At 70.1% G+C, this 22,678-nt stretch carries 22 protein-coding genes; 10 read left to right on the forward strand and 12 right to left on the reverse strand.

Going from position 1 to position 22,678, the window contains the following annotated elements; genetic code table 11:
• Positions 1-10: 10 nt before the first annotated feature.
• Genes ACQPYZ_RS19145 through ACQPYZ_RS19160 form a run of 4 tightly spaced genes read right to left on the reverse strand, consistent with a single transcriptional unit; the run spans position 11 to position 3,682 of the window.
• Complete coding sequence (locus tag ACQPYZ_RS19145) at positions 11-349, reverse strand: non-heme iron oxygenase ferredoxin subunit (protein ID WP_433157564.1); 339 nt, start codon at positions 347-349, stop codon at positions 11-13.
• Positions 346-1,548, reverse strand: coding sequence for a Fe-S cluster assembly protein SufD (gene sufD / locus ACQPYZ_RS19150; protein WP_433157567.1), 1,203 nt, complete (start codon positions 1,546-1,548; stop codon positions 346-348). The genes ACQPYZ_RS19145 and sufD overlap by 4 nt, the downstream gene beginning before the upstream one ends.
• A complete protein-coding gene (gene sufB, locus ACQPYZ_RS19155; RefSeq protein WP_433157569.1) occupies positions 1,548-2,960 on the reverse strand; it encodes a Fe-S cluster assembly protein SufB in 1,413 nt (470 codons plus the stop codon). Before sufB ends, sufD begins: the two co-directional genes overlap by 1 nt.
• The gene (locus ACQPYZ_RS19160) at positions 2,957-3,682 is read right to left on the reverse strand and encodes a helix-turn-helix transcriptional regulator (RefSeq protein ID WP_433157572.1); all 726 of its coding nucleotides are present in this window, start codon (positions 3,680-3,682) and stop codon (positions 2,957-2,959) included. The genes sufB and ACQPYZ_RS19160 overlap by 4 nt, the downstream gene beginning before the upstream one ends.
• A gap of 126 nt (positions 3,683-3,808) precedes the next feature.
• Between ACQPYZ_RS19160 and ACQPYZ_RS19165 the strand changes: the two genes are divergently transcribed.
• Genes ACQPYZ_RS19165 through ACQPYZ_RS19175 form a run of 3 tightly spaced genes read left to right on the forward strand, consistent with a single transcriptional unit; the run spans position 3,809 to position 6,253 of the window.
• The gene (locus ACQPYZ_RS19165; protein WP_433157575.1) at positions 3,809-4,525 is read left to right on the forward strand and encodes an ABC transporter ATP-binding protein; all 717 of its coding nucleotides are present in this window, start codon (positions 3,809-3,811) and stop codon (positions 4,523-4,525) included.
• Positions 4,522-5,298, forward strand: coding sequence for an ABC transporter permease (locus ACQPYZ_RS19170; RefSeq protein WP_433157578.1), 777 nt, complete (start codon positions 4,522-4,524; stop codon positions 5,296-5,298). The genes ACQPYZ_RS19165 and ACQPYZ_RS19170 overlap by 4 nt, the downstream gene beginning before the upstream one ends.
• Positions 5,299-5,326: 28 nt before the next feature.
• On the forward strand, positions 5,327-6,253 hold the full coding sequence (locus ACQPYZ_RS19175) for a COX15/CtaA family protein (protein ID WP_433157580.1): 927 nt from the start codon (positions 5,327-5,329) through the stop codon (positions 6,251-6,253).
• Between the two features lie 78 nt (positions 6,254-6,331).
• On the opposite strand, the gene ACQPYZ_RS19180 is transcribed toward ACQPYZ_RS19175, so the two are convergent.
• Together ACQPYZ_RS19180 and ACQPYZ_RS19185 are read right to left on the reverse strand one after the other, a co-directional pair.
• Positions 6,332-7,441 carry a ScyD/ScyE family protein gene (locus tag ACQPYZ_RS19180; RefSeq protein ID WP_433157583.1) on the reverse strand — a complete coding sequence of 370 codons (1,110 nt, stop codon included), beginning with the start codon at positions 7,439-7,441 and terminating at the stop codon, positions 6,332-6,334.
• A 119-nt stretch (positions 7,442-7,560) separates the two neighbouring features.
• Positions 7,561-8,532 carry a heme o synthase gene (locus tag ACQPYZ_RS19185; RefSeq protein WP_433157586.1) on the reverse strand — a complete coding sequence of 324 codons (972 nt, stop codon included), beginning with the start codon at positions 8,530-8,532 and terminating at the stop codon, positions 7,561-7,563.
• Positions 8,533-8,817: 285 nt separating this feature from the next.
• On the opposite strand from ACQPYZ_RS19185, the gene tkt reads away from it, so the two are divergent.
• The 6 genes from tkt to pgl are packed head-to-tail and all read left to right on the forward strand — an operon-like array spanning position 8,818 to position 17,248.
• Positions 8,818-10,953, forward strand: a complete 2,136-nt coding sequence (gene tkt, locus ACQPYZ_RS19190; protein ID WP_433169720.1) for a transketolase — start codon at positions 8,818-8,820, stop codon at positions 10,951-10,953.
• A 36-nt stretch (positions 10,954-10,989) separates the two neighbouring features.
• Complete coding sequence (tal, locus tag ACQPYZ_RS19195) at positions 10,990-12,111, forward strand: transaldolase (RefSeq protein WP_433157588.1); 1,122 nt, start codon at positions 10,990-10,992, stop codon at positions 12,109-12,111.
• The gene (locus tag ACQPYZ_RS19200; RefSeq protein ID WP_433157590.1) at positions 12,108-13,709 is read left to right on the forward strand and encodes a glucose-6-phosphate isomerase; all 1,602 of its coding nucleotides are present in this window, start codon (positions 12,108-12,110) and stop codon (positions 13,707-13,709) included. Before tal ends, ACQPYZ_RS19200 begins: the two co-directional genes overlap by 4 nt.
• 25 nt (positions 13,710-13,734) lie before the next feature.
• Positions 13,735-15,285: a glucose-6-phosphate dehydrogenase gene (gene zwf / locus ACQPYZ_RS19205; protein ID WP_433157593.1), complete on the forward strand. Its 1,551-nt coding sequence runs from the start codon at positions 13,735-13,737 to the stop codon at positions 15,283-15,285.
• Complete coding sequence (locus tag ACQPYZ_RS19210; RefSeq protein WP_433157595.1) at positions 15,282-16,502, forward strand: glucose-6-phosphate dehydrogenase assembly protein OpcA; 1,221 nt, start codon at positions 15,282-15,284, stop codon at positions 16,500-16,502. The genes zwf and ACQPYZ_RS19210 overlap by 4 nt, the downstream gene beginning before the upstream one ends.
• The gene (gene pgl / locus ACQPYZ_RS19215; protein WP_433157597.1) at positions 16,499-17,248 is read left to right on the forward strand and encodes a 6-phosphogluconolactonase; all 750 of its coding nucleotides are present in this window, start codon (positions 16,499-16,501) and stop codon (positions 17,246-17,248) included. Before ACQPYZ_RS19210 ends, pgl begins: the two co-directional genes overlap by 4 nt.
• 8 nt (positions 17,249-17,256) lie before the next feature.
• On the opposite strand, the gene ACQPYZ_RS19220 is transcribed toward pgl, so the two are convergent.
• Positions 17,257-17,610, reverse strand: coding sequence for a DoxX family protein (locus ACQPYZ_RS19220; RefSeq protein WP_433157600.1), 354 nt, complete (start codon positions 17,608-17,610; stop codon positions 17,257-17,259).
• A 76-nt stretch (positions 17,611-17,686) separates the two neighbouring features.
• Here ACQPYZ_RS19220 and ACQPYZ_RS19225 point away from each other — a divergent pair, with 76 nt between their 5' ends.
• On the forward strand, positions 17,687-18,385 hold the full coding sequence (locus ACQPYZ_RS19225) for a sigma-70 family RNA polymerase sigma factor (protein ID WP_433157603.1): 699 nt from the start codon (positions 17,687-17,689) through the stop codon (positions 18,383-18,385).
• Here ACQPYZ_RS19225 and ACQPYZ_RS19230 read toward each other — a convergent pair.
• The 5 genes from ACQPYZ_RS19230 to ACQPYZ_RS19250 form a co-directional block, all read right to left on the reverse strand.
• Positions 18,371-19,546 carry an IS30 family transposase gene (locus ACQPYZ_RS19230; RefSeq protein ID WP_433169721.1) on the reverse strand — a complete coding sequence of 392 codons (1,176 nt, stop codon included), beginning with the start codon at positions 19,544-19,546 and terminating at the stop codon, positions 18,371-18,373. The two genes, ACQPYZ_RS19225 and ACQPYZ_RS19230, sit on opposite strands and share 15 nt — an antisense overlap.
• A gap of 425 nt (positions 19,547-19,971) precedes the next feature.
• Positions 19,972-20,280 (reverse strand): RNA polymerase-binding protein RbpA, encoded by a 309-nt coding sequence (locus ACQPYZ_RS19235; protein ID WP_242001882.1) that lies wholly within the window; start codon positions 20,278-20,280, stop codon positions 19,972-19,974.
• A gap of 65 nt (positions 20,281-20,345) precedes the next feature.
• On the reverse strand, positions 20,346-20,579 hold the full coding sequence (gene secG, locus ACQPYZ_RS19240) for a preprotein translocase subunit SecG (RefSeq protein ID WP_132145086.1): 234 nt from the start codon (positions 20,577-20,579) through the stop codon (positions 20,346-20,348).
• Positions 20,576-21,388: a triose-phosphate isomerase gene (tpiA, locus tag ACQPYZ_RS19245; protein ID WP_433157607.1), complete on the reverse strand. Its 813-nt coding sequence runs from the start codon at positions 21,386-21,388 to the stop codon at positions 20,576-20,578. The genes secG and tpiA overlap by 4 nt, the downstream gene beginning before the upstream one ends.
• Positions 21,389-21,394: 6 nt before the next feature.
• Entirely contained in the window at positions 21,395-22,597 is a 1,203-nt protein-coding gene (locus ACQPYZ_RS19250; protein ID WP_433157610.1) for a phosphoglycerate kinase, read from the reverse strand.
• Between the last annotated feature and the right edge of the window lie 81 nt (positions 22,598-22,678).

Consider the following 22,678-nt stretch of genomic DNA (forward strand, 5'->3'; position numbering starts at 1 on the left):
TCCGTCGGGATTACAGGGCTTGCTGGTTCAGGGGGTTCTTCACGTCGACGAGTACGTCGTCGCCGTCGAGGCGGACCGGGTAGACCGGCACCGGGTCGTACGCCGGCAGGCTGGTCGGCTCGCCGGTGCGCAGGTCGAAGCGGGATCCGTGCAGCCAGCACTCGATCTCGCAGTCGCCGACGTCACCCTCGGACAGCTGGATCTGCGCGTGCGAGCACTCGTCCCGCACCGCGAAGTACTGTCCTTCGCTCTTCACGACCGCAACCTCGACGCCGCCGACCTCGACCGGGACGACGCCTTCGTCCGGTACGTCGGTGACGGCGCAGGCGCGCTCGAAGCTGTCGCTCACTTGCCGACGACCGCCTTGGCAGCATCGCTGAGCTCTGCCGTCCGGGCCAGCTTCTGCTCGATCACCTCGTGCAGGTGCTCGGCCACCTCGGGAACGCCGATCTTGCCGATGATGTCGTTGAAGAAGCCGGACACCACCAGCCGCCGGGCCGCGTCCTCGGGGATGCCGCGGGCCTGCAGGTAGAACAGTTGCTCGTCGTCGAACCGGCCGGTCGCGGACGCGTGCCCGGCGCCCTCGATCTCGCCGGTCTCGATCTCCAGGTTCGGCACCGAGTCGGCGCGGGCGCCGTCGGTGAGCACGAGGTTCCGGTTCAGCTCGAAGGTGTCGGTGCCCTCGGCCGCGGCCCGGATCAGCACGTCGCCGATCCACACCGAGCGGGCGTCGTCACCGGCCAGCGCACCCTTGTAGAGCACGTTGCTCTTGCAGTGGGTGGCCTCGTGGTCGACGAACAGCCGGTGCTCGTGGTGCTGGCCGGACTCGGCGAAGTACACCCCGACCAGGTCGGCGTCGCCGCCCGGGCCGGCGTACCGGACGTTGGTGTTGACCCGGACGACCTTGCCGCCGAGGGTGACCGCGACGTGGTGCAGCTTGGCGTCCCGCCCGACGAGCGCGTCGTGCTGGGCCAGGTGGATCGACTCGTGGTCGGCCTGCTGGATCGAGACCACCCGCAGGTCGGCGCCGTCGCCGACCGAGATCTCGACGTTGCCGCTGAGCTCGCCGGCGCCGGTGTGGTCGATGATCACGATCGCCTTGCTGTGCCGGGCGGCGTCCACGATCAGGTGGCTGAAGCCACGGGCGCCCAGGCTCGCGACGTTCACGTGTACCGGCTCGGTCAGCTCGGCCTCAGCCGGGATCCGCACCGCCAGCGCCTCGGGGGCCTGGTTCCAGGCGACGACCGCCGGGCGGTCCTGCGGCGTGCCGACCTTCACCGCGTCCGCGGCGACGGTCTCGATCACCACGCCGTCCGGGCCGGACGCGTCGATCTTCGGCGTCTCGGTGCCGGCCTCGTCGGCGAACAGGGCCTTCAGCTGCTTGACCGGAGTGAAGCGCCACTCCTCCTCGCGCCCGTTCGGCACACCGAAGTCGGCCACGTCGTACGACGTGGGCCGCTCGCTCCGGGCCTGGAGCGGGACCGGCGAACCCGGCCCGTGGGAGTGCGCCCGGTTGCCGGTGGCAACCAGGGTTTCGCTGGCGGTCATCAGCCGACGGCCCCTTCCATCTGCAGCTCGATCAGTCGGTTCAGTTCCAGCGCGTACTCCATCGGGAGCTCGCGGGCGATCGGCTCGATGAAGCCGCGGACGATCATCGCCATCGCCTCGTCCTCGGCCATGCCCCGGCTCATCAGGTAGAAGAGCTGGTCGTCGCTGACCTTGGACACGGTCGCCTCGTGCCCCATCGCCACGTCGTCCTCGCGGACGTCGACGTACGGGTAGGTGTCCGAACGGCTGATGGTGTCGACCAGCAGCGCGTCGCAGCGCACCGTGGACTTGCTGTGGTGCGACCCCGGCGCCACCTCGACCAGGCCCCGGTACGACGTCCGGCCGCCACCGCGGGCCACCGACTTCGACACGATCGAGCTGGAGGTGTACGGCGCGTTGTGCACCATCTTCGAGCCGGCGTCCTGGTGCTGGCCCTCGCCGGCGAACGCGACCGACAGGGTCTCGCCCTTGGCGTGCTCGCCCATCAGGTAGACGGCCGGGTACTTCATCGTCACCTTGGAGCCGATGTTGCCGTCGATCCACTCCATCGTCGCGCCCTCCTCGCAGGTGGCGCGCTTGGTGACCAGGTTGTAGACGTTGTTCGACCAGTTCTGGATCGTCGTGTAGCGGCAGCGGGCGCCCTTCTTCACGATGATCTCGACCACCGCGGAGTGCAGCGAGTCCGACTTGTAGATCGGCGCCGTGCAGCCCTCGACGTAGTGCACGTAGGCGTCCTCGTCGACGATGATCAGGGTCCGCTCGAACTGGCCCATGTTCTCGGTGTTGATCCGGAAGTAGGCCTGCAGCGGGATGTCCACCTTGACGCCCTTCGGGACGTAGATGAACGAGCCGCCGGACCAGACCGCGGTGTTCAGCGCGGCGAACTTGTTGTCGCCGACCGGGATGACCGAGCCGAAGTACTCCTGGAAGAGCTCCGGGTGCTCCTTCAGGCCGGTGTCGGTGTCCAGGAAGATGACGCCCTGGGCCTCCAGGTCCTCGCGGATCTGGTGGTAGACGACCTCGGACTCGTACTGCGCCGCGACGCCGGCCACCAGGCGCTGCTTCTCCGCCTCCGGGATGCCGAGCTTGTCGTAGGTGTTCTTGATGTCCGGCGGCAGGTCGTCCCAGCTGGTGGCCTGCTTCTCGGTCGACCGGACGAAGTACTTGATGTTGTCGAAGTCGATCCCGGACAGGTCCGCACCCCACGACGGCATCGGCTTGCGGTCGAAGAGCTTCAGGCCCTTCAGCCGCAGGTCGAGCATCCACTCCGGCTCGTTCTTGAGGGTGGAGATGCCCCGTACGACGTCGGCACTGAGGCCGCGCTGGGCGACCGCGCCGGCGGCGTCGGAGTCGGCCCAGCCGTACTGGTAGTTGCCGAGGCCTTCCAGTTCGGGGTGAGCGGTTTGCGTCATCGTGCAGTCCTCGCAGATTCGCCGTGGGATACAGGGGCAACCGGCTGGGGGCCGGGGATGTGCGTCGTACAGACACCGTCGCCGTGGGCGATGGTGGCCAGCCGCTGGACGTGCTTGCCGAGGAGTCGCGCGAACACCTCGGTCTCCGCCTCGCACAGCTGGGGGAACTGCTCGGCCACGTGCGCGACCGGGCAGTGGTGCTGGCACAGCTGCTCGCCGTGGGCGGCCTTCGCCGTGGACGCCGCGTAGCCGTCCGCGGTGAGGGCCTGGGCGAGCACCTCCGCCTTCTTGTCCTCCGGGGCCGCGTCGACCAGCTCCCGGTACCGCTGCTCCACCTCGGCGACCCGGCGCCGGGCGAACTCCGCGACCGCCTCGTCACCGCCGGCCTCGGCGATGAACCGCAGCGCGGTGGCCGCCAGGTCGTCGTACGCCTGGTGGAACGCGTGCCGGCCGGTGTCGGTCAGCACGAAGACCTTCGCGGGACGGCCGCGGCCGCGGGGACCGTAGACGCGCTCCTCGCGGGACTCGACCAGGCCCTCGTCGAGCAGGTGGTCGAGGTGCCGGCGGACCGCCGCCGGGGTCAGCTCCAGCCGCTCCGCGAGCGCCGCGGCGCTGGACGGGCCGTTGGTCAGGATCGAGCGGGCGACCCGGTCCCGGGTGGACTCGTCCCGCGCGACACTGGTGCCCGCGGGCACAGGTGTGTTCGTCGCAGGATTTTTCACAACATCAGTGTCGCGTAATTCCCGGGGCCCTTCAAATAAGGGTTGCCTAACCGGTTCGCGCCGTTACGCGGAACTCCGCGGCCGACGTGAGCGAGGTCACTCCGGGGCGTTCCCTAGACTGCGGTTGTGCCAGTCGCGGTGGAGATCGACAACCTCGTCGTGCGGTACGGCGAGAAGGCCGCGGTCAACGGTCTCAGTCTCACCGTAACCGGCGGCACGGTGACGTCCGTGCTCGGCCCCAACGGCGCCGGCAAGACCACCACCGTGGAGACCTGCGAGGGCTTCCGCCGACCGGACGCCGGCCGGGTCCGGGTGCTCGGGCTGGACCCGGTCGCCGACCACGACGCGCTGATGCCGCGGATCGGCGTGATGCTCCAGGAGGGCGGCGCCTGGTCCGGCGTCCGCGCGGTCGAGATGCTCCGGTACGTCGCCACGCTGCACACCCACCCGCTCGACATCCCGGCGCTGGTCGACCGCCTCGACCTCGGGACCTGTGGACGGACGCCGTACCGGCGGCTCTCGGGTGGCCAGAAGCAGCGGCTGTCGTTCGCGCTGGCGATCGTCGGCCGGCCGGAGATCGCGTTCCTGGACGAGCCGACGACCGGGCTCGACCCACACGGCCGGCGGGAGATCTGGCAGCTGATCCGCGACCTGCGCGACGACGGCGTCACCGTGGTCCTCACCACGCACGCGATGGACGAGGCCGAGCAACTGTCCGACCAGGTGCACGTGGTGTCCGCCGGCAAGGTGATCGCCTCCGGCTCACCCGACGACCTCACCGAGCACCACACCAAGTCCCTCGAGGACGTGTTCCTCGAGCTCACCAAGCCGGAACGCCGATGACGACGTACGCACCTCAGCCGGGCAGCGCACCCTGGCCGCGCAAGGTGATCGCGCACACGCGGATGGAGTTCCGGCTGCTGATCCGCAACGGCGAGCAGCTGCTGCTCGCGCTGGTCATCCCGCTCGGTCTGCTCCTGCTGCTGGGCGGCACCGGGCTCGGCGATCGGCTGCCGCTGGGCGACGGCCGGCCGATCGACGACGCCGTACCGCGGGTGCTCGCGCTGGCCGTGCTGTCGTCGTCGTTCACCTCGCTGGCGATCGCGACCGGCTTCGAGCGGCGGTACGGCGTGATCAAGCGACTGGGCGCCTCGCCACTGTCCCGGACCGGGCTGCTCGCCGGGAAGATCGGCGCGGTGCTGGCCGTTCAGCTGATCCAGCTCGCCGTGCTGGTGGGCACGGGCTTCGCTCTCGGCTGGGAGCCGGCCGGCGGGGTGGACGCCGTCCTCGGGGTCGTGCTGATGGTGCTGTGCGGAACGGCCGCGTTCGCGTCACTCGGTCTGTTGATGGCCGGCGTACTGCGGGCGGAGGCGACCCTGGCCGCGGCCAACCTGCTGTATCTGCTCCTCCTGGTCGGTGGTGCGATCCTCACGCCGGTCGACGAGTATCCGGCCGGCCTGCAGGGCGTCGTACGTCTGCTGCCGAGTGCCGCGCTGGCCAACGGGCTGGCGAACTCGACCGTCGAAGGGGTCGTTCCCTGGGCCGCGGCGCTGTCGCTCGCGCTGTGGGCGGGAGTTCTCGGATACCTGGTCTCCCGGACCTTCCGGTGGGACTGAGCGAGCGCTTCTTTAGAGTGTGCCGGTGATGAGCACGGAGACCCCGCCCCAAGAAGCCGCACCAGTCACCGGATTCTGGCGACTGGTGCCGGAGCCGAGCCTGGACGTCGTACGGCGCTGGGGCTGGGCGTCGGTGGTGGCGAACATCGGCATCGTGGTGACCGGCGGACTGGTCCGGCTGACCGGCTCCGGGCTGGGGTGCCCGACCTGGCCGCAGTGCACCGACGAGTCGTACGTGCCGCACGGCGAGCTCGGCATCCACGGCGCGATCGAGTTCGGCAACCGGCTGCTCGGCTTCGTGGTCGCGGCCGTCGCCATCGGGACCTGGCTGGCGGTGATGCGGTACCGCCCCGTGCGCCGGGACCTGCGCCGGCTGGCGACCGCGGCCGCCCTCGGCGTCCCGCTGCAGGCGGTGATCGGCGGCGTCAGCGTGCTCACCGGGCTGAACCCGTGGATCGTGTCCGCGCACTTCCTGGTCTCGCCGGTGATCATCACGCTGGCCGTGTCGTTGATGCGGCGGTCGCGGACGAGCCCCTATCCGCACACTCCCCCGGTCGTGCGCGCGCTCGCGACCGCGAGCGTCGTCGGGGTCTGGCTGGCCGTTGCCCTCGGCACCCTGGTCACCGGCGCCGGGCCGCACTCGGGCGACCCGCAGACCGGCCGGAACGGGTTCGACGAGGAGCTGATCAGCCAGCTGCACGCGGATGTCGTGTTCGGCCTGCTGGGCATCACCATCGCCCTGGTGATCGCGACCCGGGTGACCGCGACCTCACGGACGTTGCGGAAGCTGGCCGCCTGGTTGCTCGCGATGGAGCTCCTGCAGGGGGTCGTCGGCTTCACGCAGTACTTCACCGGACTCCCCTGGGTCCTGGTGCTCGTCCACGTGTTCTTCGCCGCGGTGCTGATCGCCCTGGTGACGGCCGTGTACGGCGAACGCGGCACGCCTGCGACCTAGCCGTGCTGGGACCCGGGGCGCCGGGCCCGGTGAGTAGACCTGACGCCCCGGGTTGCTCTCAACGCTTCGCCACGACTCTCAGCGCTTCGCTACGACCTGGTAAACGGCGCCCGGGCCGAACACCGGGGACGAGACGTAGACCTTGCCTCGACTGCTGATCGCCGTGCCGCCCGGCAGCGCCAGCTTGCCCGGGGCGAGCTCGAGCTTGTAGCCGGCCTTGTGGTGCCTGCCCTTGAACTGGAGGTAGAGCGAGCCGATCGGCGAACCGCCCAGCTCCCACTTGAGCCAGCTCACCTTCGCCAGCTCGGCGACGGCGAGCGTGCCGGCCGGACCACCGGCCAGGTCGACGATCGACGTGTAGCCGTCCGCGTACCGGGTGCACTTGCCCTTGTACGGGTTGGCCGGGTCGCAGACCGCGCCGTACGAGCCGGGCTTGATCCGCCAGATCTGCGACGTCTTCGGCGTGGCCGGGAAGCCGCGGAGCTCACCGACGTACCAGTAGCCGTCCGAGCCGACGGTGACCGAGGTGGCGACCGCCTCGGCCGGAATCCTCGCCCCGGCCGGCGGCGCCTCCGGGCCGAGACCCGCGGGCACCGTCACCGTCCGCGGCTTCAGCTTCGCGACCGTCTTGATGTAGCCGTTCGGCCAGACCCGGAGCAGGTCGTTGCCGGCCGCGTCCGCGACCAGCACGGTGCCGTCCTTCAGCGCGGCCACCCCGAACGGGTTGGACTCCGTCGCCGGGCCCTCGGTGTTGTACGGATCCGGATCCTTGAGCTGGTACTTGCCGATGTCCGCGATCTTCAGCGGCGCCTTGCCGGGCCGCAGCTTGTACAGAGTCGCGCTGCCCGGAGGCAGCGGAGCGCCCGGCTCACCGCCGGCGCCGGTCAGGGCGTAGGTGACGCCCCACTTGTTCGTGTCGATCGCCGGTGCGAAGCCGCCCGGCACCTGACCGAGCTTGCGGATGACCTTGCCGTTGTGCGCCCAGGCCTCGTAGACCGAGCCGTCACCCACGCTGTAGATGATCTTCCCGCCGAAGGTGGCGACCCCGCGTGCACTGTCCAGGCCGGAGACGACCGGCTTGACGGTGGTGCGGTAGCTCGTGCTGCCTGCTTCGGCCGGTGCCGCCACCAGCGCGGACCCGGCGAGTGCCAGCGCCGCGACCGCGGCCAGACGTGTTCGTACCCCCACTGCGAACCCCCAATATCTGTGTCTCCCCAGGCGTGGATCCCCCTCCACAGACCCTGACATCGCAACATCAGATCACGGTCAGGTCAACCGGGAAACTCCCTGCGCAGGCAGGGCGACGCTCAGTGCAGCAGCGGGTCGACGGCCGCGGCGATGAACAGCAGGGCCAGATAGATGTTGGAGAAGTGGAACAACCGCATCGGCCGCAGGGCCGCGCCCTCGGCGCCGGTGTGGGCCCTGAGCAACAGTCCGCGGGCCTCGCGGAGGAAGACGACGCCGAGCGCGATCGCGGCCAGCGGGTAGACGAAGCCGGTGCCGGCGACCGGCCAGAGCGCGATCGAGGTGGCCACCATGACCACCGAGTACGCCATGATCTGGCGGGCGGTCGCGACCGGGGTGGCGACCACTGGCAGCATCGGCACGTCGACCGAGGCGTAGTCGTCGCGGTAGCGCATGGCCAGCGCCCAGGTGTGCGGCGGCGTCCAGAAGAACACCACGCCGAACAGCACGAACGGCGTCCAGGCGAGCTCGTTGGTGACCGCGGTCCAGCCGATCAGCGTCGGGAAGCAGCCGGCGATCCCGCCCCAGACGATGTTCTGCACGGTCCGGCGCTTGAGCACCATGGTGTAACCGAAGACGTAGAACGCGTTCGCCGCGAGCGCCAGCGCCGACGACAGCCAGTTCACGAACAAGCCGAGCTCGAGGGTGGCCAGGACGCCGAGGACGATCCCGAAGATCGTCGCCGACCGCGGGCTGACCGCGTGCCGGGGCAGCGGGCGCCGGCGGGTCCGGCGCATCTGCTCGTCGATGTCGCGGTCGAGCACGCAGTTGATGGTGTTCGCGCTGCCGGCCGCGAGGATGCCGCCGACCAGGGTGGCGGCGACGACGCCGAGCCCGGGCACTCCCCCGGCGGCCAGGAACATCACCGGGACCGTGGTGATCAGCAGCAGCTCGATGATGCGCGGCTTGGTCAGACCGACGTACGCCTTCACCACGTCGCGCACCGACGGACGCAGTCCTGCTGTGCCGTCCGGCAGCGGCGCCGGGTACGACGTCGTCGCGGCTGGACGCGGGTCGACGGCCGTCACGAACACCTCGAACTCAGTGGATTGACGCCGGCAGCACCGGCGCTGACGGTTCGACAGTCTACGACGCCCCGTAGGAGTGCTTGACCACCCCCCGGGAACAACGACGGGCCTGTTCGAGTTGGTGGTCCGTGAGGAACCTGAAACGTGCTGGCGAGTAGGCTCCTGAGAGGGATCACAGGAGTGTTCGCAGCCATCGAGAGGAGCGCCGCCGGCGTGACGGAGAAGACCAGCCCGAAGCTTGAATGGACCGAGCTCGACCAGCGCGCGGTCGACACCGTGCGGGTGCTCGCGATGGACGCGGTCGAGAAGGTCGGAAACGGACACCCCGGTACGGCGATGAGCCTGGCGCCGGCGGCGTACCTGCTGTTCCAGAAGGTGATGCGGCACAACCCGGCGGACCCGACGTGGGCCGGCCGCGACCGGTTCGTCCTGTCGGCCGGGCACTCCAGCCTCACCCTGTACATCCAGCTGTACCTGGCCGGGTTCGGCCTGGAGCTGGACGACCTGAAGGCGCTGCGGACGTGGGGCAGCCTGACCCCGGGCCATCCGGAGCACGGCCACACCAAGGGCGTCGAGACCACCACCGGCCCACTCGGCCAGGGCGTCGGCAACGCGGTCGGGATGGCGATGGCGGCCCGGCGGGAGCGCGGCCTGTTCGACCCGGAGACGCCGAAGGGCGAGAGCCTGTTCGACCACCAGATCTACGTGATCGCCTCCGACGGCGACCTCGAGGAAGGTGTCTCGTCCGAGGCGTCCTCGCTGGCCGGTCACCAGAAGCTCGGCAACCTGACGGTGATCTACGACGCCAACAAGATCTCGATCGAGGACGACACCGACATCGCGTTCTCCGAGGACGTGGCGGCGCGCTACGAGGCGTACGGCTGGCACGTCCAGACCGTCGACTGGACCGCGGGCGGCACCGGCTACTCCGAGGACGTCCAGGCCCTGTACGACGCCCTCGAGGCGGCCCGCGCGGTGACCGACAGGCCGAGCTTCATCCGGCTGCACACGATCATCGGCTGGCCGGCCCCGAACAAGCAGAACACCGGCAAGATCCACGGCTCCGCCCTCGGTGCCGAGGAGGTGGCCGCGACCAAGACCATCCTCGGCTGGGACCCGGAGCAGAGCTTCCAGGTCGCCGACGACGTGCTCGCGCACACCCGCAGGGCGCTCGAGCGCGGCAAGGCCGTCCAGGACGAGTGGACCACCGGCTTCGAGGCCTGGAAGTCCGCGAACGCGGAGCGGGCCGAGCTGTTCACCCGGCTGGAGAACCGTGAGCTCCCGGCCGGCTGGCAGGACGTGCTGCCGAGCTGGGACGCCGACGCGAAGGGCGTCGCCACCCGGGCCGCGTCCGGTGAGGTGCTGACCAAGCTGACGCCCGGTCTGCCCGAGCTCTGGGGCGGTTCGGCCGACCTAGCGGGCTCGAACAACACCACCCCGAAGGGCCAGCCGTCGTTCGTCCCGGCGGAGTTCTCCACCAAGGAGTTCCAGGGCGACGAGTACGGCCGGGTGCTGCACTTCGGCATCCGCGAGCACGGCATGGGCTCGATCCTCAACGGCATCGCGCTGCACGGCGGCACCCGCCCGTACGGCGGCACGTTCCTGGTCTTCAGCGACTACATGCGGCCGGCGGTCCGGCTGGCCGCGCTGATGAAGCTGCCGGTCACGTACGTGTGGACGCACGACTCGATCGGCCTCGGCGAGGACGGTCCGACCCACCAGCCGATCGAGCACCTGGCGGCGCTGCGGGCGATCCCCGGCCTGGACGTCGTCCGCCCCGCGGACGCGAACGAGACCACGGCCGCGTGGGCCGCGATCCTCGAGCACACCGACCGCCCGGCCGGCCTGGCGCTGACCCGGCAGAACGTGCCGGTGTTCCCGCGCGGCACCGACGGCTTCGCGACCACGGAGAACGTGAAGAAGGGCGGCTACACGCTGCTCGACACCGACGGCACGCCGGACGTGGTGCTGATCGGCACCGGCTCGGAGGTGCAGCTCGCGGTCGAGGCCCGGAACCGGCTGGCCGACGAGGGCATCAAGGCCCGGGTCGTGTCGATGGTGTCGCGGGAGTGGTTCGACGAGCAGGACGACGCCTACCGCGACTCGGTGATCCCGGTGGAGGTCCGGGCGCGGGTCTCGGTCGAGGCCGGGATCGCGCTGGGCTGGCGCGAGGTCGTCGGTGACGCCGGCCGGAGCGTGAGCCTCGAGCACTTCGGCGCCTCCGCCGACTACAAGGTCCTGTACGACGAGTTCGGCATCACCGCCGACGCCGTCGTCCAGGCCGCCAAGGACAGCATCGCCGCCGCCGCGGAAATCGGCGGCTCCGGGGTCCCGGCCGGCCGCCGTCCGGCGGGCGGGATCGGCCCCGGCGACGACCCGGCGGTGAGCGCCGACCCCGATGCCGACGCCACCAACGAGCGCAACTGACACCACCACAACAGAACATTTCGGAGGGCTTCGGACATGAACGACCGCTTGAAAGCACTCGCCGACGCGGGTGTCTCCATCTGGCTCGACGACCTCTCCCGGCAGCGGCTCACCAGCGGCGGCCTGGAGACGCTGATCCACGACTCGCACATCAGCGGGGTGACCACCAACCCGACGATCTTCGCCAAGGCCATTTCCGACGCCGACGCGTACGCCGACCAGGTGACCCGGCTGGCCGCCGAGGGGGTCTCGACCGACGAGGCCATCCGGGCCATCACCACCGACGACGTCCGGGACGCCGCGGACCTGTTCAAGCCGGTGTACGACGACACCGAGACCGTCGACGGCCGGGTCTCGATCGAGGTCGAGCCCGGTCTCGCGCGGGACACCGAGAAGACGATCGCCCAGGCCAAGGAGCTGTGGGAGACCGTCGGCCGGGACAACGTGTTCGTGAAGATCCCGGCCACCGAGCCGGGCCTGCCGGCGATCACCGAGACGCTGGCCGCGGGCATCAGCGTGAACGTCACGCTGATCTTCTCCCTGGAGCGCTACAAGGCGGTCGCGGACGCGTTCCTGTCCGGCGTGGAGAAGGCGATCGAGAACGGTCACGACGTCACCAAGCTGGGCAGCGTCGCGTCGTTCTTCGTCAGCCGGGTGGACACCGAGGTCGACAAGCGGCTCGACGCGATCGGCACCGATGAGGCGAAGGCGCTGAAGGGCAAGGCCGCGATCGCCAACGCCCGGCTGGCGTTCGAGGCGTACGAGGAGATCTTCTCCTCCGACCGCTGGCGTGAGCTGGAGACCGCCGGCGCCAAGCCGCAGCGGCCGCTGTGGGCCTCCACCGGTGTCAAGGACCCGGACTACCCGCCGACCCTGTACGTCGACAACTTGGTCACCCGGGGCGTGGTCAACACGATGCCCGAGGCAACCATCAAGGCGACCGCGGAGCACAGCGAGATCACCGGCGACACCGTCCGCGGGAACTACGACGCCGACCGCAAGGTCATCGCCGACCTGGAGAAGCTGGGCATCTCGTACGACGAGGTGGTCCAGGTGCTCGAGGACGAGGGCGTGGCGAAGTTCGATGCCTCGTGGTCGGAGCTGCAGGACACGGTCACCGCGGCCCTCAAGAGTGCGCTGAAGGGTGCCGAGAAGTGACCGAGCTGACTGTCAACGCGTACGGCGAGGGCTGGCGCGAGGTCGTGGACCGGCTGGTCGACGAGAAGATCGCCTCCCGGATCGCGGCCAAGGACGCCACCACCTGGGGTCCCGAGGCCGAGTCCGAGTCGGCCATCCGGCTGAACTGGGTCGACCTGCACGAGTCCTCGCGGCCGCTGCTGGCCGAGATCGAGTCCCTGCAGGCCGACCTCCGGTCCGAGGGCCTGGACCGGATCGTGCTGTCCGGCATGGGCGGCTCGTCGCTGGCGCCCGAGGTGATCACCCGGACGGCCGGCGTCGACCTGGTCGTCCTGGACTCGACCGACCCGAGCGTGGTCGGCCGGGCGCTGGCCGGCGACCTGCAGAAGACGGTCGTGGTGGTGTCCAGCAAGTCCGGTGGCACGGTCGAGACCGACAGCCACCGGCGGGCGTTCGTCAAGGCGTTCACCGACGCGGGGATCGACCCGGCCGGCCGGATCGTCGTCGTGACCGACCCGGGTTCGCCGTTCGAGAAGCTGGCGGCGGACGAGGGCTATCGCAAGACGTTCCTGGCCGACCCGCACGTCGGCGGCCGCTACAGCGCGCTGACGGCGTTCGGTCTGGTCCCGTCGGCGCTGGCCGGCGCGGACGTCGCTGAGCTGCTCGACCAGGCCGCCGAGGCGGCTCCGGCGTTGCGGGCCGACGACGCGTCCAACCCGGCGCTCGTCCTCGGCGCCGTCCTCGCCGCGAGCCCGGGCCGGGACAAGGTCGTCATCGCGTCCGGTGGCTCGTCGATCGTCGGGTTCCCGGACTGGGCCGAGCAGCTGATCGCGGAGAGCACCGGTAAGAACGGCACCGGCGTACTGCCGATCGCGGTCGAGAGCCTGGAGGCGCCGGAGCTGCACAGCGGCGCGGGCGACCTCGTGCACGCGGTGCTCGCGGCCGACACAAGCGCGGCCAGCGTCGCCTCGGGTACGCCGACGGTCGTGACCACCGGCTCGCTCGGCGGACAGTTCCTGTTGTGGGAGACGGCGACCGCGGTGGCCGGCTACCTGCTGGGGATCAACCCGTTCGACCAGCCGGACGTGGAGAGCGCCAAGCAGGCCGCTCGTGGTCTGCTCGACGCGCAGCCCGAGCCGGAGCCGGCCGCGTTCACCGACGGCTCGGTCGAGGTTCGTGGGTCGGAAGGCCTGCTGGACGGTGTCGACTCGCTGCAGGGCGCGGTCGACGTACTGCTCGGCAAGCTCGACGACAAGGACTACCTGGCCGTGATGGCGTACCTGGACTCCGAGCGGGACGCTGCGCTGGCCGGGGTCCGGCCGGCGCTCGCGACCCGGACCGGCCGTCCGGTGACCTTCGGCTGGGGTCCGCGGTTCCTGCACTCCACCGGCCAGTACCACAAGGGCGGCCACCCGGAGGGCGTGTTCCTGCAGATCACCGCGGCGCACCCGGACGACGTGGAGATTCCCGACCGTCCGTTCACCTTCGGCACGCTGATCTCGGCCCAGGCGGCCGGGGACGCCAACGTGCTGGCCGAGCGCGGCCGCCCGGTCCTGCGGCTCCACCTGACCGACCCCGCGAACGGCGTACAGCAACTCCTTTCCCTGTTCGGCAACTAAGACAAGTCTCGGAGGGAAGCGGCTGATGACCGCTGAGCTCGACGAAGAGCTGACCGGCCCGGTCAACCCGCTGCGGGATCCGCAGGACCGCCGGCTCCCGCGGATCGCCGGGCCCTGCAGCCTGGTGATCTTCGGCGTCACCGGTGACCTGGCCCGCAAGAAGCTGATGCCGGCGGTGTACGACCTGGCGAACCGGGGGCTGCTGCCCCCGGGTTTCGCCCTGGTCGGCTTCGCCCGGCGCGACTACACCAACCAGGACTTCGCCCAGATCGTGCACGACTCGGTCAAGGAGCACGCCCGGACGCCGTTCCGCGAGGAGGTCTGGCAGCAGCTCGCCGAGGGCTTCCGGTTCGTGCCGGGCGACCTGACCGACGACGAGGCGTTCAAGCGGCTGCGGGAGACCGTGGACGAGCTGGACGTGAACCGCGGGACCGGTGGCAACCACGCGTTCTACCTGTCCATCCCGCCGGGGCTGTTCCCGGAGGTCGTCCGCCAGCTGTCCGAGCACGGCCTGACCGACGAGGTCCCGGGCTCGTGGCGGCGGGTGGTGATCGAGAAGCCGTTCGGTCACGACCTGAAGAGTGCGCGTGAGCTGAACCAGGTGGTCGAGTCGGTGTTCCCGCCGGAGGCGGTCTTCCGGATCGACCACTACCTCGGCAAGGAGACCGTGCAGAACATGTTGGCGCTGCGGTTCGCCAACTCGATGTTCGAGCCGGTCTGGAACAGCCACTACGTCGACCACGTGCAGATCACCATGGCCGAGGACATCGGCATCGGCGGCCGGGCCGGGTACTACGACGGCATCGGCGCGGCCCGCGACGTGATCCAGAACCACCTGCTCCAGCTGCTCGCGCTGGTCGCGATGGAGGAGCCGGTCAGCTTCGACGCCTGGTCGCTGCGGCAGGAGAAGAAGAAGGTGCTGGCGGCGGTGAAGTTGCCCGACCGCCTCGACCTGCACACCGCCCGCGGTCAGTACGCCCCCGGCTGGGCCGGCGGCGTGAAGGTCAAGGGCTACCTGCAGGAGGACGCGATCCCGAAGGACTCCGCGACCGAGACGTTCGCGGCGCTCCGGGTGGACGTGGACACGCGCCGGTGGGCGGGTGTGCCGTTCTACCTGCGGACCGGCAAGCGGCTCGGCCGCCGGGTCACCGAGGTCGCGGTGATGTTCAAGCGCGCGCCGCACCTGCCGTTCACCAAGACCGAGACCGAGGAGCTGGGCCAGAACGCCCTGGTCCTGCGGATCCAGCCGGACGAGGGCATCACCATGCGCTTCGGCGCGAAGGTGCCCGGCACCGCGATGGAGATCCGCGACGTGAACATGGACTTCGCGTACGGCGGCTCCTTCACCGAGTCCTCCCCGGAGGCGTACGAGCGGCTGATCCTCGACGTGCTGCTGGGCGACCCGCCGCTGTTCCCGCAGCACACCGAGGTGGAGCTGGGCTGGAAGATCCTCGACCCGGTCATCAACTACTGGGCCGCGCACGGCACCCCGGAGCAGTACGAGTCCGGTGGTTGGGGACCGGACTCCGCCCACGAGATGCTGGCTCGCGACGGACGCGCCTGGAGGCGGCCATGATCATCGATCTGACCGACACGACCTCGAGCGAGATCGCCTCGGCCCTGCTGCGGGCCCGCCGGAACGCGGGCTCGCCCGCCATGGGCATGGTCGGCACGATCGTCGTGGTCGTCGACGAAGCCTCTCACCACGACGCGATGAAGGCCGCGAACGAGGCCGGCCGCGAGCACCCGTCCCGCGTGCTGGTCGCGATCCTGCGTCCCGGCCGGGGCTCGTCGTCCGGCCTGGACGCCGAGGTGCGGGTGGGCGAGGGCATCCCGGGCGAGGCCGTGCTGCTCCGGCTGCACGGCGAGCTGGCGAAGGTGCCCGAGTCCGTCATCACTCCCCTGCTGCTGCCGGACTCGCCGGTCATCGTGTGGTGGCCGGGCGGCGGGCCGAAGGTACCGGCCGACGACCCGTTGGGCCGGCTCGGCCGACGCCGGGTCACCGACGCGGCTGCGACCCGTCGGGCCTCCGTGGACTTCAGCGCGCGGGCCGAGGGCTACCAGCCGGGTGACACGGACTTCGCCTGGGCCAGGCTGACCCCGTGGCGCGCACTGATGGCCGCGGCCCTCGACCAGTACCCGACGAAGGTGACCGGCGCCGAGGTCGTCTCGGCCAAGGGCAACCCGAGCGCGGACCTGATGGCGGCCTGGCTGCAGCAGCGGCTCGGTGTCGCGGTCGAGCAGAAGACGTCCCGTGGCCCGGGGATCACCGCGGCCCGGCTGTTCACGCCGACCGGCCCGATCTCGTTGACGCGTCCGGACGGCGCGGTCGCGACGTTCAGCGTGCCGGGGCAGCCGGATCGGCCGGTGGCGTTGAAACGCCGTACGACGTCCGAGCTGTTGAGCGAGGAGTTGCGGCGGCTCGACCCGGACGACGTGTACGCGCACACGCTGGCGTGCATGGTCGAGCGCGAGAGCATGCCGGCCGACGAGAAGAAGGTCAGCGCGGCGGATCGACGGTCGGCGCAGACCGCGGCGTCCGCGGCGGCCAGCCGGACGGCGGACCCGAACAGCAGCGGCAACGGCAAGGCCGAGCCGACGACGGGTACGGCCAAGAAGGCGGCGGTGAAGAAGGCCGTCGCGAAGAAGTCGACCACCGCCCGGAAGAAGACGGCCGCGAAGAAGTCAACGTCGAAGAGCGCCGCGGGGTCGAAGAGCGCTGCGTCGAGGGGCGCGGGGACGAAGAAGGCTGCCAAGAAGGGCACGGGTAAGAGGGTGGCGGGGCGGACATGAGCCGTCCGTCGGTGCTGGTCAACCGCGACGCCGAGGGCCTGGCCCACGCCGTCGCGGCCCGGCTCATCACCCGGCTGGTCGACGTCCAGAGCACCGGCCGGGTCGCTCAGGTCGTGCTGACCGGCGGCCGGGTCGCCGCGGTCGTCTACCGGGCCGTCGCCGAGTCGCCGGCCCGGAACGCGATCGACTGGCGGCGGGTCGAGTTCTGGTGGGGTGACGAGCGGTTCCTGCCCGAGGGCGACCCGGAGCGTAACGAGACGCAGGCCCGGGAAGCGTTGCTCGACCACGTGGACGTCGACCCGGCCCGCGTCCACCCGATGGCCGCAGACACCGGTCAAGGAGCCGAGGCAGCCGCAGCGGCCTACGCGGACGAGTTGGCGAAGGCGGCAGGTCCGGACGACCGGGACGGCGTACCGACGTTCGACGTACTGCTGCTCGGGGTCGGTCCGGACGGGCACGTCGCGTCGCTCTTCCCGGAGCACGCCGGGCTGGACTCCGAGGACGTCGCCGCGATCGCCGTGCACGACTCCCCCAAGCCGCCGCCGACCCGGATCTCGCTGACCTTCCCGGCGCTGAACCGGGCGCACGAGGCCTGGTTCGTCGTCTCCGGTGAGGACAAGGCGAACACGGTCGGCCGGGCCCTGGCCGACACTGACCGGCACCTGATCCCCGCCGCCGGCGTCCACGGTCTCGACCGGACGCTCTGGCTGCTCGACGACGCGTCCGCCGGCGACATCGGCACCTGACGACCAGGTCACGCTGCCGCGAGCACGAACACGAGCGTCGCGACACAGAGCGCCAGCATCCCTGTGGCGTTGACGAACAGGTCACGGCCGAAGTCGCGCGCCCTGAGGTGTGCGCCGATCGCGACCAGGAAGTAGCCGACGAGGGCCGCCGCCGTGAGGACGGCCAGCCAGGTCACCCAGATGCCGATGATCAGCCCTGCTGCCGCCGCGAGCTTCAACGGCGTCAGCACCGGCCAGAACCGCTGCGGGAACCGGACGTTGGTCAGACAATTGCGGACGAAGGCGACGGGCTTGTAGCACAGGACGGCGTCCCCGAACTGCACGAAGGCCAAAGTTGCCAGCGGCCACCATGGGTCGATCACGAGAGCGTTTCCTTCCGGTCGGCGTACGGTCGGTCTACGACGAGACAGCTCGCGCGGATGTGACAGCCTTGGGCGCATGGACATCGATCCGGAGGCGTGGCGGGATCACCGCAACTACCTGATGGCGGTCGCGTACCGGCTGCTCGGCTCGGTGTCCGAGGCCGAGGACGCGGTCCACGAGGCCTACCTGCGCCTGCGCCGCCACGACGGCGACGCGATCGAGGACGTCCGGCGCTGGTTGACGACCGTCGTGTCCCGGATCTGCCTGGACGAGCTGAAGTCGGCCCGGGTACGGCGTGAGCGCTACCTCGGGACCTGGCTGCCGGAGCCGCTGGTGGGGCCCGATGCGCAACCTGGTCCCGACGATCGGCTCGCGTTGAAGGAGTCCGTCCAGACCGCGATGCTGATCGTGCTGGAGACGCTGACGCCACCGGAGCGGATCGCCTTCGTGCTACACGACGTGTTCGACCTGACCTTCGACGAGATCGCCGGGATCCTGGACCGGTCGGCGACCGCGTCGCGGCAACTGGCGTCCCGGGCGCGGACGCGCGTGCGACGCGGGGTTCCCCGGTTCGACGTGAGTGCGGCCGACTGGTACGACGGGCCGCGCAGGAGCTCCTCACCACCGGCACCCTCGACTTCGCCGCCGGCCAGATCCCCCAGGCCGAGCTCAACCAGCTCTTCGCCCGGCAGGCCTGAAACACGAACAGCCCGGACCGTTGGGCGGTTTCTAGGGGTCGTTGCAACACCGTGTTGGTTTCTAGGTAGTGAGTAGATCACGCAAGCGCTCGGCTGGGGTGTCCCAGTCGAGCGTTTTGCGTGGTCTGGCGTTGAGTTCCTGGGCGACGTGTTCGAGGTCTTCGGGGCCGTGGACGGACAGGTCGGTGCCTTTGGGGAAGTACTGGCGCAGGAGTCCGTTGGTGTTTTCGTTGGTGCCGCGTTGCCAGGGTGAGTGTGGGTCGCAGAAGTAGACGGTCATGTCGGTAGCGATGGTGAATTGTTTGTGGCGGGCCATTTCGCAGCCCTGGTCCCAGGTCAGCGAGCCGCGCAGGTGTTCGGGCAGGGTCTGCATCGCTTTGATGAGGCCGTCGCGGACGGGTTCGGCTTCGTGGCTGCCGGGCAGGTGGACCAGCAGTGTGTAGCGGGTGGTGCGTTCGACCAGGGTCGCGATCGCGGACCGGTTGCCTTCGCCCATGATCAGATCGCCTTCCCAGTGACCAGGAACAGCGCGGTCTTCGATCTCGGCCGGGCGCTCGGAGATCATGAGCATGTCGTCGACGAACCGGGACTGGCGCTGGTCGGGCCGGCGTTGGGGTTTGCGGCGGGTCCGGCCGGTGCGCAGCGCGGTGACGAGCTCGCGTTTGAGTCCGCCGCGGGCCTGAAAGTAGAGCGCCTGGTAGATCGTTTCGTGGCTCACACGCATGCTCTCGTCGTCGGGGAAGTCTTTGACGAGCCTGTTGCAGATCTGTTCTGGAGACAACTTCTTCTCCAGGCCCAGTACGACCTGGGCGCGCAAGGCGGGATCGGTGAGCAGCTTGGAGGTCTTGGGCCGGGCCCTGGCCGTCGCAGCGTCGCGGTGGGCCTGGTGGGGCAGATAGATCCCTTCGACGCTGTGCGCGGCCACCTCGCGCGACACCGTGGACTTGTTCTTCCCGATGCCGGCCGCGATCGCGGTCAGCGTGAGCTTGTTGACCAGCCCGTCGGCGATCGCCAGCCGATCGTCCAACGACAAGTAACGCTCACTGATCACACCATCAACAGACCGGGGCACGGCAGTGAAATACCGGGTTCCGGTGCCGTAGTCCACGACCAGCCCGTCGGCATGGATCCGCGTGTTGCCCACCTTGCGGACCCCCAGACGCCAGTCCTGCCCGGTGCGCACGTTCACGCCCACCTCATCGGCCGCGCGAGCCACTGACCAGCCCGCCTCAACCAGCTCCGCGAACCGCGCCTTCGCCTGCGCCTTGCCATATGCAGCCTTCGCCGCACCGACCAGCCCAGCCGCAACCAGAATCCGCCGGGCAGCATCATGACTCAGCCCGCTGTCAATCGCAGCACGGTTGATACTGCCCGACCGGCCGAACACCGCCACCACCTGAGCACGCAACGCGTCGGTGATCACCGTCTTCGGGCCCCGCCCACGCCCCAACGACCGCAAAATCTCATAACCCCGACCACGCGCGATCCCCAACGACCTACACGCCGCCACTACCCCAACACCGGCATCCACCAACCGCAACAACCCATCCCCGTACTCCTCCAGGTCCTCCACAAACGACATGGCCGCCGCAACTCCTCAGATCGAGGTGTTGCGACGACCACGTGAACCCGCCTTGAGGGTCCGGGCTGTTGCGTGTGCTGCTAGAAGATGACCTCGCCGCGGGCGCGCCGGGCGCGGAGCTTCTCCAGCGCCTCCTCGAGGATCTCGGCCGCCTCCTGCTCGCTGCGCCGCTCCTTCACGTACGCCAGGTGCGTCTTGTAGGGCTCGATCTTCGGCGGCGGGGGCGGGTTGTTCACGTCGGTGCTGGTCGGCAGACCGCACCGCGGACAGTCCCACGCCTCCGGGATGGAGGCCTCGACCGCGAACACCGTCGCGGTCTCGTGCCCGTTGGCGCAGAAGAACACGATGCGCTGCCGGGGCGCGGTGTCGCCGCGCTCCGCCTCGCCCATCGGGCCCGCACCGACCCGGCTGCCACGAATCGCACTGCCACCACCAGCCACGGGAACCCGTCCCCTCAGCCGAGCTTGTAGAGCAGGCCGAGCGCGACGATGGCGGCGAACCAGATCAGACCGACACCGATCGTGATCCGGTCCAGGTTCCGCTCGGCGACCGACGAGCCGCCCAGGCTGGACGACACCCCGCCACCGAACAGGTCCGACAGGCCGCCACCGCGGCCTTTGTGCAGCAGCACGAGCAGCGTGAGGATGAGGCTGCAGACGATCACGACGATCGAGAAAGCGAGAATCACGAGGAGTAGCCTAACTGAAGGTCCAGGTAACGGCAGATACCGGCGAACTCGTCCACCTGGAGGCTCGCACCTCCGACCAGGCAGCCGTCGACATCCGGTTGGGCCATGATGCCACCTGCGCTGGCCATCTTCACCGACCCCCCGTAAAGAATCCGTACCGAGTCGGCCACCGACGGTGAGACCGTCTCCTCGAGCCGGCCCCGGATCGCGGCGATCACCTCCTGCGCGTCCTCCGGCGTGGCCACCTCGCCGGTGCCGATCGCCCACACCGGCTCGTAGGCGATCACCAGCTTGCGGACGTCGTCCTGCTTCAGCCCGGCGAGCGCGCCGTCGATCTGGCCGAGGCAGTGGTCGACGTGCCCGTCGGCCTTGCGGATCTCCAGGCCCTCGCCGACACAGACGATCGGGGTCAGCCCGGCCTCGAGCGCCTTGACCGTCTTGGCGTTGACCAGCGCGTCGTCCTCGTTGTGGTACTGCCGGCGCTCGGAGTGCCCGGTGAGCACGTAGCTGCAGCCGAGCTTGGCCAGCATCGCGGCCGAGATCTCACCCGTGTACGCGCCCGCGTCGTGCGTGGACACGTCCTGGGCGCCGTACCGGATCTTCATGCGGTCGCCGTCGACCAGCGTCTGCACGCTGCGCAGGTCGGTGAACGGCGGCAGCACCGCGACCTCGACCCGCTCGAAGTCGTGCTTCTTGTCCTGCAGCGTCCACGACAGCTTCTGCACCAGGTGCACGGCCTCGACGTGGTTGATGTTCATCTTCCAGTTGCCCGCCATCAACGGCGTCCGGGCAGCTGCGCTGTCGGTCATCGGGTGTCAGTCCTCTTCCAGTACGGCGAGACCCGGGAGCTCCTTGCCCTCCAGGTATTCGAGCGACGCCCCACCGCCGGTGGAGATGTGCCCGAAGGCGTCGTCGGCGAAGCCTAGCTGGCGCACCGCCGCGGCCGAGTCACCGCCGCCGACCACGCTGAGGCCGTCCACCTCGGTCAACGCCTGCGCGACCGCCTTCGTTCCGCCGGCGAACGCGGCCATCTCGAAGACGCCCATCGGGCCGTTCCAGAACACCGTCTTCGCGCCGGCGATCTCGGCCGCGAACGCCTTGCCGGACTCCGGGCCGATGTCGAGGCCGAGCTGGTCGGCCGGGATCGCGTCCGCGGCCACCACCGTGGCCGGTGCGTCGGCCTTGAACTCGGGCGCGACCACGATGTCGGTCGGCAGCACGATCTCGACACCCTTGGCCTGCGCCGCCTCCAGGTAGCCCTTGACCGTGTCGAGCTGGTCTTCCTCGAGCAGGCTCTTGCCGACCTCGTGGCCCTGCGCCTTGAGGAAGGTGAAGACCATGCCGCCGCCGATCAGCAGCTTGTCGGCCTTGGCCAGCAGGTTGTCGATCACGGCCAGCTTGTCCGACACCTTGGCACCGCCGAGCACGACGACGTACGGCCGCTCGGGGCTCTCGGTCAGCTTCTCCAGTACGTCGACCTCGGCGAGCACCAAGCCGCCGGCGGCATGCGGGAGCTTGCGGGCCACGTCGTACACGCTGGCCTGCTTGCGGTGGACGACACCGAAGCCGTCGCTGACGAACACGTCGGCCAGCGCCGCGAGCTCGTCGGCCAGCTGGTCGCGCTGCGCCTCGTCCTTGCTCTCCTCGCGGGCGTCGTACCGGACGTTCTCGAGCAGCAGCACCTCGCCCTCGTCGAGGTCCTGGACGGCGGACTGCGCGCTGTCACCGGTGACGTCGGCGGCGAAGTGGACGGTGATGCCCTCCGGCTGCAGCAGCTCGCCGAGCCGCTTCGCCACCGGGGCCAGGGTGAACTCCGGGTTCGGCTGACCCTTGGGCCGGCCGAGGTGCGCGGTCACGATCACCTTCGCGCCGGCCTTGGCCAGCTTCACCAGCGTCGGCACGCTGGCCCGGATCCGGCCGTCGTCGCCGATCGTCTCGTCCTTGATCGGAACGTTCAGGTCGGAGCGCACCAGCACCCGCAGGCCGGCCACGTCCCCGAGGTCTTCGATGGTCTTCACAGTTCAGCAATCCTTGCGGCTCAGGCATGGGCCTGCGCCCGGGGCCGGCGGTGGGCCGGTCCGGGCGCAGGCTGTCGCGCG

The organism is Kribbella sp. CA-247076 (assembly GCF_050942445.1).
Classification (GTDB): domain Bacteria; phylum Actinomycetota; class Actinomycetes; order Propionibacteriales; family Kribbellaceae; genus Kribbella.